This is a genomic window from Burkholderia sp. NRF60-BP8 (assembly GCF_001522585.2).
Taxonomy (GTDB): Bacteria; Pseudomonadota; Gammaproteobacteria; order Burkholderiales; family Burkholderiaceae; genus Burkholderia.
In genome coordinates this window covers 2,275,045-2,288,019 of the sequence record NZ_CP013372.1, presented here as the reverse complement: position 1 = coordinate 2,288,019, position 12,975 = coordinate 2,275,045, and the positions used below count along the sequence as shown (strand labels likewise).

Sequence of the window (12,975 nt, the reverse complement as noted above, 5' to 3'; positions counted from 1 at the left end):
CGACCTTCATCGATCGCGCTTGAGCACGAAGCTGTAGATCGACACCTGGCGCTTCACGATGGCGACGGCCAGGCTCTCGCACATCACGCGCAGTTCTTCCAGCGCGCCGACGGCACCCCCCGGAAAATGGCGCTCGATGTTCTCCTGCACGCTCAGCAGCCATCGTGTCGCGTCCATCCGGTTCGGCAGGATTCTCATGTCGTGGACGCGAAAGCCGCTTTGCTCGAACACCTGGCGCAGGTACGCCGGCGTCTTGCGATACTTGCATGCCAGCCTGTCGACCAGATCGGGCGTATCGGAGCGGTATGCCTGGAGGTCGACGTTATACAAGTTGTCCGAAATGACGACCGTTCCGTTCGCGGACAGCCGTTGCCGCAATTTGGCCATCACGATTTCGAAAAGATCGTAGGGGAAATGGGAAATCACCCCGCGCATGATCGCAAGATCGTAGAGGTGCTCGACATCCGGGAGCAAATCGATATCCAGCGCATTACACCGGAACAGGTTGATCCTGTCGGACAAGGCGCGCGCGGCATTGACTTCGGCGCAGTATGCGAGCTGGCGTTCGCTGATGTTGATGCCGTCCAGGCGACGACAGTCGGGAAACCGTTCGGACAGATCCCGCAGCACCGTTCCCCAGCCGCACCCGATGTCGAGTACCCGGTCGATGCGCGGGCGGCCGGGCGAGTCCAGGCCGGCGAGCTTCAATTGCAGCTCGAAATACCTGAGGCCGGATTCGTCGAGGTCGATCGGTTCCGGCGATCGGGCAGGGTCGTAGATACCGAACTGGAACCACAGGCGCTCGCCGATCGCGCTGCTCCAGCTTTCCGGGTCGTCCTGGTAGGCCAATGCGACCCGCGCCTCATAGTCGTTTCGTTCCCGGCCTCGTATCGACGCGAATGGCTTGCCCGCGCGGCCACTCAATGGCGATCCCGATCCGACGGCGGTTTCCGTGCTGATAGTGTTCATTGCCATTCTCCGAGGCTGGCGCGACGTCATGCACGTGGTGGCCGGACTACGGTGTCCGGCCAGTCCGGTTGCGGCTGAATTGCGATTGCGTGATTGAAACTGGCGCATCCATTTCTTCGATCGATATGGCGAATCGGTGACACCCCATTCAAAAAAACAAACGATCGCCGTGGGCCGCGACGCCGGCAATCGCTGGTCGGGCTGGAAACGGTAGACGGTATGCAGGTAAAGGGAATCCCCGGGGGCGACCGGTTACGAATGTCCGGATTATCGATTTTCAAAATCTAGTCGATCGGATTTCGATGTCAAGCGACGGAATTCGTTTCGTTTTTTGATTTAAAGCGTCGCTTGGTTCATGAAATGCGGAATGATTATTCCGGCGCGTCTTTTTTTCGGGAAAACAGAAAATCGGACCGGACTAACGACATGACCCGGGATGCCGGCGTACCGGCATCCCGGATCAGTTCAACGCGGTACTGCCGCCGCCGCGGCTCAGGAGGCCGCGATCGGCACCGTCACCGACGTGCCGGCCGGATCGAGCGTCAAACCCGTGCCGGGCGTCGGCCGCAGCGTCGCCTCGTAGTCGCTGGAGAGGACGACGAGTCCCAGCCGGTGGCCGGCTTCCAGCTTGTAGTCGCGCGGCATGAAGGTCAGCTTCAGGTCGTACGGCATGCCGGGCAGCACGGGTTGCGACACCCACTCGGACAACCGGTTGCGCGGGTCGGTCCACGCACGCGTGACGATCGTCGCCGTGCCGTCCGGTGCGCGGTCGACCAGCAGTGCCGTCACGTTCGCGACATCCGTGAAGGTCAGCCTGACGCGCGCGGTCGCGGCGCCGGAGAGGCGCGCCGCGGCCGTCAGCGGGGCCGTCTCGAAGCGGCTGCGGTTTTCGCCCGTCGGCGTGTTCGCCAGCGTGAGCGCCGGAATGCGCGCATCGTCGGTGAAGCGTGCGAGCGGGCCGCCGCTCGGCAGCCGCAGCAGCGTGCCGGTGGTTGCGCCGTCGCCGCCCGCGAAGTACGTGACCGGCGTGGCGTGCCGCGCGGCCCAGTCGGCTTCCTTCAGCAGCGTGCCGTCCGCTTGCGCGATCACCGCGCGCGGATCGCGTTCGACGCCGTTGTCATAGCCGATCAGGTAGCGCGTGAACCACCGGTTCACCTCCGCGGTCCAGGCGTCGGCCATCGCCGGCACACGGGTCGGATCGGTGTGTTTCAGGCGATGCAGCCACAGCTGGGTCGGCACGCCCTGGCGTCGCATCGCCAGATACCACGACGTCGACTGGTCGACCCGCACGTTGTCGTCGGTGAGCCCCTGCGCGACGAGCGCCGGTGCGACCGCGAACGCGGTCGGAATGTCGCGCGCGGCCCAGAACGGCGAATAGTCGCCGGTCTTGCGGTCTTCCTGCTGCAGCGCTTCGTCGATCAGGTGCGTGCAGCGCTCCGGATGCGCGTTCGTCAGCAGCGCCTTGATGTACACGTCGACATCCTCGCCCTGGTAGCCTTCCGGCGCGCGCACGAGCCCGCCCGAGCGGTAGTAGCCGTACATGTTCGACAGCCCGGCGATCGGCACGATCGCGTCGAGCCCGCGCGTGCGCAGGCTCGCGACCATCTTCGGCAGCGTGCCGTCGTACGACACGCCGTACATGCCGACGTGGCCGGTCGACCAGTTCGCGACGACCGTCTTGCCGTTCGCGTCCTTCGCGGTCGCGTCGCGGCCGAGCCAGCGGATCACCGACGCCATCGCGACCGATTCGTCGCGCGTCAGGATCGTCGGGCAGCCGTCCGAGCCGGCGGTGCCGAGCGAATCCGCATAGACGATCGTGAAGCCGCGCGGCACGAAGTAGCTTTCGATCCACGAGCGGCCGGCGGCGGCCGCCTCGACCTGCTGCAGCATCCGCGATTGCGGCGCGGCGGCCAGGATGCGGGTGGACGCCGAGGCTGCGGCGCCGGCCGCCGCGGCCGGATGCGGCGTGCCGTCGAGTTCGACGTCGACGTCGTGGTCGGGGCTGTCGGCGAGCCCCGCGTAATACGGGCTCGCGAGCACGATGACGGGCGTGCGTGCGCCGTTCGCGGTCTCGGACGGCCGCACGATGCGCACGTGGATACGGTCGCGCGTGCCGTCGCCGTCGGAGTCGACCGGCGTGTCGACCCACGCGTGCTCCTCGATCGTGCCGCCCGACAGCGACGGCTGCACCTGGCCGTTGCTGATCACCGGCTTGTAGCGTCCGTTGCTCGCGGGATTCGCGTAGGGAACGCCGGACGGCGAAAAATGCGACGCGAGCGATTGCGTATCGGCCGTATCGGCCGTATCGGCCGCGGCGGCGGCCCCCTCCCGTTGGCCCTGCGCGAGCGCTGACACGCCCGCCACGCTGCCGTCGTCGCCGCCGCACGCGGCGAGCGTCGCGGCCGCCACGAGCGCGGGCAGCCATGCGCGCCGCACTCCGGTTCGATGAATGTTCATTGAATCGACCTCGTCTCTTGTGTTTGTCTGGAACCGGCCGGCTCGCGATACGCCCCCTGCGGCCTGGCCGGGTGCTGCGTCGGATGAAGCGGAACTGCACCATCGAACAACGACGGGCGAGACGTACGGGACGCTCGCCCGGTGCCCGCGCGCGTCAGGCGACGCGCAGCCGGCCGGCGTCGAGGCGAGCGCATCGCCCCGAACGGAAATCGTCAGTGCGGCGGTTCGCTGCGAACGCCGTGAATACAGGAGTGCGAATCGAATGCGGGCATGCCCGGGCTTCCTTCAGGTTTCGGATGAAACGGAACGGCACGATGCAATGAGGCGGGAATGTTGCGAACGACGGTGCTGCAACGGCAGGAAAGCGCGACGCGAGCCGCGCACGCTGGCCGGATTGCTTTCCGGAAGCTTGCGCAAAAGTTATCGCAGTGAAATGTCCGTGTCAAACTTTTTTAGTTCATGTCAAACAAAGTTTCGGTCCGCACGCGGAAGGCGGCCTCAACTTCCGCGAAATCCCTCCGTAAACAGTGAAAAACTTGCTGAAAAACGAGAGAGAGGGCAATGACGATTCCGGTCACGGCGGCGGGCGGCCTGACGCTCGCGCAAATGGCGCAGGCGGTGCCCGATGGGCGCCGGACAACGGACACGACCGAGTCCGGCGCGTCGCAAGACGAGCCGATGAGCATCCGCGCGATCGACCCGGAGGCGATGCAGGCGGCGATGACGAAACAGTTGTCGATGGTGGGCGACCTGTCGATGAAGCTGCGCGGCGTGACCGACGCGCTCGCGACGAGCCTGCAGGACATCGTCGCGAAGCGCCCCGATCTGGCCGATGCGCAGTTCGACTTCACGACCGACAACGGCCGGATCAAGGTCGTGTCGGAGACGCTGACGGACAGCGACCGCGCGTGGGTCGAATCGACGCTGAACGCGAACGCCGGCCTCGTGCTCGCGACGCGCGATTTTCACGAGCAGGCCGTCGACCTCGCCGCGCAACGCGCGGCCGTGCGCGGCGACACGTTCACGGACACCGATCGCGCGGCGGCGAGCCGGGGCGCCGATGCGCGCTTTCACTTCATGAGCCTGCTCAACCGGTCGGTCGCGGACAACCCGCCGCCCGTGCCGCCCGGCGGACACTTCACCACGCAGGACGGCGCGCTGCTGAAGATCGCGCCCTCGGCCGGCAGCGCGCGCGGCACGCTGGCGCTGCTGAACACCGCGCGCCAGTTGTCGTCGGGCACGGCGATTTTCATCGACGCGTCCGGCAACGTGTCCTACGGCATGCGCACGGAGCTCGTCAACGTCGGCTTCGACGTGCTCGCCGACTACGCGCCGGACGGCGGCAACAGCGTCGGCTTCCACGAGATCGCGTAATGCCGCGCCGCTCGCGCCTACTCGTCGCGCAGCGCCTCGGCCGGCCGCACCCGCGCGGCGCGCCAGCTCGGGTACAGGGTCGCGACGCACGACATCAGGAACGCGGCCGACGCGATCTCGATCACGTCGATCGCCGACAGCTTCGACGGCAGCGCGCTGAGGAAATACACGGACGGCGTCAGGAAGCGGATGCCGAGCCACTGCTCGATCGCCGGCAGCACCACCGGGATGCTCACCGCGATCGCACAGCCGAGCGCGACGCCCGCCAGCGTGCCGGCGAGGCCGATCGTCATCCCCTGGATCGCGAAGATCTTCATGATCGAGCGGGGCGGCGCGCCGAGCGTGCGCAGGATCGCGATGTCGCCCTGCTTCTGCGTGACCGTCATCACGAGCGACGACACGAGGTTGAACGCGGCGACCGCGACGATCAGCATCAGGATCAGCGACAGCATCCGTTTCTGCAGCCGCTCGGCTTCGAACCACGTGCGGTTCTGCCGCGTCCAGTCGCGAATGTACAGGTTGCCCGACAGCGTGCGCGACAGCGCGAGCGCGATCTCCGGCGCGCGCTGCAGATCGTCGACGCGCAGCCGGATGCCGGTCGGCGCGCTCACGTTGGCCAGTTGCTGCGCGTCGCCCGGGCGCGCGGTGTTGCCCGGTGCGAAGAACGTGACGCGGTCGCCGATCTTCGCGTGGAGCGCGTCGGCGAGCGCGGCGCCGAGCACGATGCCCATCTCGCCCGGCACGAGCGCGTCGAGGCGCCCCGTCTTCAGCTTGCGGGCGATCTCGGACACGCGCGGCTCGAGCACGGGATCGATGCCGCGCAGCGCGACGCCCGTCACGTTGCCCGCGTTCGTCAGCAGCGCCTGCGCGTCGACATAGGGCGCGACGGCACGCACCGCGCCGTTCTGTAACGATTCGTGCGCGGTCAACCGCCAGTCGGGCATCGAGCCGGACGGCGAGAAGATTTCCACGTGCGCGAGCACCGCCAGCATCCGGTCGCGCACCTCGGTGCGAAAGCCGTTCATCACCGACAGCACGACGATCAGCGCAGCCACGCCAAGCGCGATGCCGGCCATCGCGGCGCCGGCGATGAACGACACGAAGCCGTCGCCGGCCGAGCGCCGGCCGCCGCGCGCGTAGCGCAGCCCGATCTGCCATTCGAACGGGAGTTTCAAGCGGTTTCCTTTCATTTCGATTCGATCCTGCCGAGCCGCGCATTCTAGCGAACGCGGCGCGAGCGCGTGCAGAGGGCGGATGGCGGTCGGAAACCCGTGAATATCCGTCCGACCGGGCGGGCGTCGGCGTGGCGCGCCGGCTCGCCGATATTTCCATCGTTTCGGGTCTGGTCGGTAATGGCGCCCAGCATCCGGTCGGCCGTCGAACGTGCCCGTGTACTGGAAGATCGGCACGTCGTGGTCGTTCCGCGATGCATGGACGGCCGACGTGCTCGGCCCGTACGTACTGGCAGCCGCGCACGGCCGTCAGTTATACGGTGCGGGGCGTCGACGATCACGGGCGCAGCGACCAGCGGCCGCTGGGGTGGGGCTGAAGCAGTAGGCGCGGCCCGGCGCCGATTCAGACGCTGTAGCCGATCCGCAGCACACCCCATGGCCGGCCGCCGACGACGATCGGCGCGGACACGTCCTTCATCAGCACGAACTGGCCGTTGCCCATGTCGCGCCGATAGGTCTGCAACAGGAACGGCTTGTTATGCGATACCGACATGCGCGCCGTGCGGTCCGTGTAGATCCGGCGGTTCCGGCAATTCGCCGCGTTCCAGGCGGCGTCCGCGCGCTGGGGCAGCGAAAACTTCCGGTTGTGGGTCGGCAGGTAGCACTGGCGGTCGAAGCTCGCGCAATAGACGACGCGGTCGTCCATGTCGAGCACCGGCTCCTGGATGGCGGGCAGCACGCGATCGGTGAACGCCGTGAAGCGCGTCATGAACTGCTGCGGGTCGGTGCCGGGAATCGGTTCGTAGTGCGTATCGAAGAGCGCGTCGAGCGCGATATCGCCGCGGGCGACCGCGTCCTCGAACAACTTGCCGATCGCGGCGGCCGTGCGCCGCGCGGTGTCGATCAGGCGCGTGTCGGGCGATTCGATGCCGGTCGCGGCCGTGAGCTCGATCAGCGTCTCGGAAACGGAGAGCAGATTGCCGAGCCGGTCCTTGGCCTGCGAGAAGTTGTCGGCCGAGGTCTCGACGCCGGACGCCATCTCGCCCACTTGCTCGTCGAGACGGTGGCACTGCGTCTCGATCTCGTCCGTCAGCGACGCGATCTGTTCGGCTTCGCCGGCGAGCTCGGTGATCGCGTGGCCGGTCGCGTGCACGACCTCGCCGATCGTACGCGTGCCCTCGCGCACGCGATGCGCGCGGGCGGCGTTGTCGGTGCCTTCCGCGATCAGGTGTTCGGTCTGTTCGGCGAGCCGCGCGAGGGTCGTCTCGATCTGGGCCGTCGCCTGCCCGGTCTTCGCGGACAGGTTCTTGACCTCGGCCGCGACGACCGCGAAGCTGCGTCCCGATTCGCCGGCGCGCGCGGCCTCGATCGCGGCGTTCAGCGCGAGCAGGTGGGTCTGGCGCGCGATGACGGAGATTTCCTCGGACACGGCCCGTACGTGATCGAGCGCGTCGCGCAGCGCGCCCATCTGGTCGCCGATCGTGGTGACGCCCTCGACGAGCCCGTGAATGTCGGCGAGCGATGCCTCGATCGTCTGCTGCGACTGCCGAACCGCATTCGACGCATTGGCGCTGACGTCGCGCACCTGCTGCGCGGCCTCGGCGATCCGGTGGTTGCCGCGCAGCGTGAGCGCGGCCGATTCGCGCAGCGTATGGCACACCTGCGCCTGCCGGGCGACGCGGGCCGCGACTTCCTCGACGTGGCCCGACACGTCGCAGATCTCGATGCCGAGCCTGCCGGCCTGTTCGGCGATGTCGACGACGAGCGCGCGCGACGAACGGCGGCCGCGGCCGATTCCGAAGAGGTTCACGTTGGTGGGTCTCCTTGAGGGCATGCGCGCCGGGTTCCCGGCGGAGGTTGCGCGTGCGTTCCTGACTTGACGGCCGCACGGCCGCGGACTTGAGGTCGGGTAAACATCGAGATCGGCATGCCCGATGGTCGGACCGATGCCGGCCGGGATGCGCTTGCGCCATGTTTTCGCGGCGGCGGGGCCGCGGTGGAGAGCCGACGGGCGGCGCGCGGCGACCGCCCGTGCGCAGGCGCTGCGTCAGAACACGTGGTGGATGCCGGCGTTGACGCCGACCGTCGTGCCCGGCAACCCGTACAACGCGCCGCCCGTGATGCCGAGGCCCGTATTCATCGCACCGTGGTTGTTGACCACGCCAACCTGCGCGTACAGGCCCGTTCGTTTCGACAGGCTGTAGTCGGCGCCGATCGCGGCAAGCAGCGAATGATTGTGCGAATCGTTGCGGTCGGTCGTGTACCACGCGCCGGTGTTCAGGTCGAGGGCCGGCGTGACGCGATAGTCGAGGCCGGCGCTGTACACGTCGTTGCTGAACGAGCCGGCGACCTTGTAGCGCGTGAACGACGCCTTGCCGGTCACCGGCCCGAACGTATAGGCGGTGCCGATCGTGCGGCCGACGAACGCGACCGTGCTCGGCACCGGCGTCGGCGACGTGCCGCCGTTGCCGTCGTAGAGCGCCGCGTTGAGCATGAAGCCGCCGTTCGTATAGGTGAGGCTGCCGGAGTACTGGCGTCCTGCCTGGAAGTCGCCGGCCTTTCCGCCGAAACCGAACATCGCGCTGGCCGTCAGCCCGGCGATCGTGGGGCTCGTGTACGAAATCGCGTTCGGGTTGAAGAGGCCCGTGACGAGCACGTTGTCGACATACGGCACGAGCGCGGCGCCGAAGTGCGAGACGTTGCGCGGATCCGATCCGAGTATCGCGAGCACGAACGGCGAGAACTGCAGGCCGACCTTCGTTTCGCCGAAGCCGCCGTCGATTCCGACCCACGCCTGGCGGCCGAAGAAGTTGCCGTTCGAATGGCCGAACGCGCCGTCCGTGACGTTGAAGCCGCTTTCCAGCTTGAATCTCGCGTGCAGCCCGCCGCCGAGATCCTCGATGCCCGTGATGCCGAAGTTGGTCGGCGTCATGCCCGTATCGGTCAGCGCGAACTGGCGGCCGGCGTTGCCGCCGGTTGCCGAATCGAGCGATCGGTTCGTATAGAGCAACGCGGCGTCGAGGTCGCCGTACAGCGTGACGCTGCTCTGCGCGAAACCGTTCGGGCTTGCCGCCGCGCCGAGCAGCGCCGCGCAAATCGTCCATGTCCTGCTCTTCATCGTCTGTCTCCGTTTTTTTGAGTGTTGTAATACGTACGACTAATTAAAATGTCGATGGCGAAAGCGATGCGGGCCGCCTGCATGCCGCGCCGTCGGGGAACGCGCCTTCGCGCTCGCGAGCGGGTCCGGCGTCAAGCGAGCTTGGCGTAGACGTTGCACCAGCCTTCCGCGGCAACCGTCTTGCCCGCGAACATCGGGCACGTACCGAAGGATTCGCCCGCGGCGGCCTTGTAGAAGCGGCAGTTCGAACAGGTCTGTCCGGCCTGATACTTCGGGAACTTGCCGGTATCGACGGCCGTGGCCTTTGCGCGGTAGCCGAGCGTCTTCGCTGCGGCGTCGTTCTCGTCGACGGGCGGGGCGGCCGCGAATGCGCGCGTGCCGGCCGCGAGCGCGGCGCACAGGCCGGCGGCCTGCACGATGAAGGTTCTGCGATGGCGGGAGATCATGATGTTATCCTGAATGAAATGACGAGAAAAAGTCCGACCCGCGCGCCGGGCATGCTGCCGGGCGCGAAGGTCGACCGAAACGAAAGCGGGCGGGAAGTTACTTGCGCGGGCCGGCGACGAGCGGCGCCTTCGACGCGTTGGCGATATCGGCGGTCAGCTTGGTCTTCGACGCGTCGTAGCCGTTCGAGTACAGCAGGAACGCCATCAGGTCCTCGTATTCCTGGGCGGTCATCTTGCCGGGGCGATCGGCCGGCATGTTGCTCGACATGTACAGGAAGATGCCGCCGACCGTGATGTGCGACTTGCCCTCGGGCGCGAACGATTCCCCGCTCAGCGCGGGGGCGGTATTGCCCTCGAGCTGGTCGCCGTGGCATTTCGCGCATGCATCGGTATAGAGCTTCTTGCCGTGTTGCACCTGCGCCTGGTCGAACGGCGGGACGCCGCTGCCTTCGCTCGTCGAAACCTTGATGAAGCCGCTTTTTGCCGGCCGCCGAGCGGCCGCGATCGCGCCATCGAGAAACCGGCCGCGCACGGGCGTGGCGGCGGCTTGCGCGATGTCGTCGGGAAGCGTCCAGCCGCGCGTGAGCGACGCGAGGTGGCCGTTGCCGCTCATCCGCGACAGCGTGGCGTCGATGCGTTTTTGCAGCGCGTCCTTGCCCGGCCCGAATGCGAACGACAGTTGCCAGTCCGAGTACGGCGACGACGTCGCCGCCACCTTGAACCGTTGTCGCGGGTGCGCATGCTCGTAGGCGACGACGCTCGGATACCAGACGATCGCACGCTGCGCGCGGCCCGCGGCGAGCGCGCCGATCGTCCTTTCGCTCGTGTTTTCGAGGTCGAAGCGGGCGTTCGCCTGCTGCGCGGCGATCAGTTGCGACGGGCTGCCGTACGTGGCCGCGATCGTTTCCTTCGCGCCGGTCGGCGCTTGCGCGTCGCGCAGCGACACGCTGACGTAGCCGGAGCGCAGATAGCCGCGCGAGAACGTCATTTTGGATTCCGATGCATCGGCGATCGCCGAACGCGGGAAGCCCGCGATCACGTCGCAGTCGCGTTCGAGCGATTTGGTCAGCTCGCTCGCGGAGATGCCGTCGTCGTCGCCGTTGTCGTCGACGCCGCGGCTGTTGAAGGTCGCGGCGATGCCCGCGGTGCGGAACACTTCGCGCGCAACCGAGCGGTCGAGCGCCGTGGTGGGGCTGCCGGGCAACGTGCAGACGCGCACGTCGGCCGACGCGGCTGCCGGTGTCAGCGCCACGCCCACGGCGAGCAGACTGGCGACGGTAACGGAAGTGAGGCGAGTATTCATGGTCGTGTATCCGGTTCAAGCGTGTGGGGCGTCGCGCCCGCATCGGGCGCATGCGGGCGCGACTCGAGGGCGATTCGGGCGTGGCGCCGGTTCAGTCGAGCGCGAACACGTAGAGCGTGCCGCCGCGCGGAACGTCCTTCGCGATGTCGGCCATCGGGCCGCCCCAGATCGGGTTCGCGCCGCCGTAGCCGGCGAGCACGGCGACATACTCCTTGCCGTCGACCTCGTACACCGACGGCTGCGAAATGATGCCGCTCGCCAGTTGCGGGCTTTCCCACAGCACCTTGCCGGTCGCCGTATCGAACGCGTACAGGTGGCCGTCGAGCGAGCCGCTGAACGCGAGGCCGCTCGCCGTGGTCGCGACGCCGCCGTTCCACGGCTTCTTCGACCAGTGGCTCCACAGCTTCTTGCCGGTGTTCACGTCGATGGCCGTCAGTTCTCCGTAGCCTTCGCTGCCCGGCTCGGGCTTGATCTCGAAGCCTTCGCCGAGGTACGGCAGGCCTTCCATGTAGCTGACCGACTTGCCGGTCAGGCTCATGCACGCGTGCAGCGCGGGCACGACCGCGATGTTGCGCTGCTGGTCGTACGAGATCGACCACCAGTTCTTGCCGCCGAGGAAGCTCGGGCACGTTTCGATCGTCGTGCCGGCCTTCGGAAACTTCGACGCGTCCTGGATCGGCTTGCCGTCGGCCGTGTAGCCGGTGACCGACAACGCCTTCACGAACGGCGTCGCGTAGATCAGCTTGCCGGTCGTGCGGTCGATCGCGTGGAAGAAGCCGTTGCGGTCGGCATGGATGATCGCGTCGTAGTCCTTGCCCTTGTACTTGATGTCCGCGAGGACGGCCGCGTTCACGCCGTCGTAGTCCCACGTGTCGTTGTTCGTGTACTGGTAGTGCCACTTCAGGTTGCCGCTCTTCGCATCGAGCGCGAGCAGCGAGTCGGAATACAGGTTGTCGCCGGGACGCAGCGCCGCGAGCCATGGGCCGGGGTTGCCGACACCCCAGTACAGCGTGCGCGACGCGGCGTCGTACGTGCCGGTGAGCCATGCTGCGCCGCCGCCATGGCTCTGCATGCCGTCGGGCCAGGTTTCCGCGCCCTTTTCGCCGGCGGCGGGGATCGTGTAGCGTTTCCAGATCTGCGAGCCGTCCTCCGGATTCAGCGCGGCGATGTAGCCGCGAATGCCGTATTCGCCGCCGGACGTGCCGACGACGATCGCACCGTCGATCGCGAGCGGCGCCAGCGAGAACGCGTAGCCGAGGCCCGGCTCGAACATCTGCTTCTTCCACACGAGATTGCCGCTCTGCGCGTCGAGCGCCGCGATTTCGCCGTTCAGCATCGCGATGTAGACGTTCTTGCCGTACAGCGCGACGCCGCGGTTGACGACGTCGCAGCACGCGGTCTTGAAGGATGCGGCGCCGAGCTTCGGCTCGTATTTCCACAGCTGCTTGCCGGTCTTCGCATCGAACGCGTAGACGTTGTCCTTCGGCGTCGTCACGAACAGGTAGTTGCCGTTGACGATCGGCGTGGCCTCGAAGCCCTGCTTCAGGTCGGCGGGGAATTTGTACGCCCACACCTGCTTGAGATCCTTCGCGTTCGACGTGTCGATCTGCTTGAGCGGCGAATGCGAGCGGCCGTCGTAGGTGCGGTAGTAGGTCAGCCAGCCCGGGTCGCCGTGTGCATCGGTCAGGCGCTGGTAGGTCACGGCCGGGTAGTCCGCGGCCGCTTCGACGAGGCCGGGGTTCAGCGCGACGGCGGCTGCCACCGCGATGCCGATCGTCGCCAGCCGGCGCGCTGAAGCCGAGAGTTTCTTCATGGTTGTCTCCTGGGTCATTGTGGTCGCACCGCCGCGAACGATTCGTCGCGCCGGCACGGTTGGGGTTCCGGGCCGAGTGCACTGCCCGTCACGCAAGTCGCATGCCATCGCGGCCGGAAGCCGGCGCGGCGCGGCACACCGGCGCATCGCAGGTGGGGCGTCGAGCGACGCATCGCGCCATCGGCCCGGCGAAGGTGTTGCATTCAGGTACACCGTCGTGCGCGAAGTGTTGCCAAACATGACAGGTGACGCAGTTCGCGGAACAGCGGGCCGTCAGTCGCGCGCATGCCGGTCCGACGCGATGTGCGGGGCAGTGCGCGCCG

General features: G+C 67.4%; 9 protein-coding genes. 1 reads left to right on the top strand and 8 read right to left on the bottom strand.

What is annotated here, in order from left to right; translation table 11 throughout:
* Nucleotides 1-6 precede the first annotated feature (6 nt).
* Together WS54_RS10585 and WS54_RS10580 are read right to left on the bottom strand one after the other, a co-directional pair.
* Nucleotides 7-969, bottom strand: coding sequence for an SAM-dependent methyltransferase (locus WS54_RS10585; RefSeq protein WP_059781164.1), 963 nt, complete (start codon nt 967-969; stop codon nt 7-9).
* A gap of 492 nt (nt 970-1,461) precedes the next feature.
* Entirely contained in the window at nt 1,462-3,426 is a 1,965-nt protein-coding gene (locus WS54_RS10580) for a Xaa-Pro dipeptidyl-peptidase (RefSeq protein ID WP_059781166.1), read from the bottom strand.
* Nucleotides 3,427-3,987: 561 nt separating this feature from the next.
* Here WS54_RS10580 and WS54_RS10575 point away from each other — a divergent pair.
* Nucleotides 3,988-4,800 (top strand): hypothetical protein, encoded by an 813-nt coding sequence (locus WS54_RS10575; RefSeq protein WP_059781167.1) that lies wholly within the window; start codon nt 3,988-3,990, stop codon nt 4,798-4,800.
* 17 nt (nt 4,801-4,817) lie between these two features.
* On the opposite strand, the gene WS54_RS10570 is transcribed toward WS54_RS10575, so the two are convergent.
* The 6 genes from WS54_RS10570 to WS54_RS10540 all read right to left on the bottom strand — a co-directional run bounded on the left by WS54_RS10570 (nt 4,818) and on the right by WS54_RS10540 (nt 12,652).
* Nucleotides 4,818-5,990 (bottom strand): ABC transporter permease, encoded by a 1,173-nt coding sequence (locus tag WS54_RS10570; RefSeq protein WP_082725072.1) that lies wholly within the window; start codon nt 5,988-5,990, stop codon nt 4,818-4,820.
* A gap of 385 nt (nt 5,991-6,375) precedes the next feature.
* A complete protein-coding gene (locus WS54_RS10560; protein WP_059781169.1) occupies nt 6,376-7,782 on the bottom strand; it encodes a methyl-accepting chemotaxis protein in 1,407 nt (468 codons plus the stop codon).
* Nucleotides 7,783-8,019: 237 nt separating this feature from the next.
* Nucleotides 8,020-9,090, bottom strand: a complete 1,071-nt coding sequence (locus tag WS54_RS10555) for a porin (RefSeq protein WP_059781171.1) — start codon at nt 9,088-9,090, stop codon at nt 8,020-8,022.
* Between the two features lie 131 nt (nt 9,091-9,221).
* Nucleotides 9,222-9,536 (bottom strand): high-potential iron-sulfur protein, encoded by a 315-nt coding sequence (locus WS54_RS10550; protein ID WP_034204213.1) that lies wholly within the window; start codon nt 9,534-9,536, stop codon nt 9,222-9,224.
* A 97-nt stretch (nt 9,537-9,633) separates the two neighbouring features.
* Nucleotides 9,634-10,839: a c-type cytochrome gene (locus WS54_RS10545; RefSeq protein ID WP_059781173.1), complete on the bottom strand. Its 1,206-nt coding sequence runs from the start codon at nt 10,837-10,839 to the stop codon at nt 9,634-9,636.
* Between the two features lie 91 nt (nt 10,840-10,930).
* A complete protein-coding gene (locus tag WS54_RS10540; protein ID WP_034204215.1) occupies nt 10,931-12,652 on the bottom strand; it encodes a methanol/ethanol family PQQ-dependent dehydrogenase in 1,722 nt (573 codons plus the stop codon).
* Nucleotides 12,653-12,975: the final 323 nt, after the last annotated feature.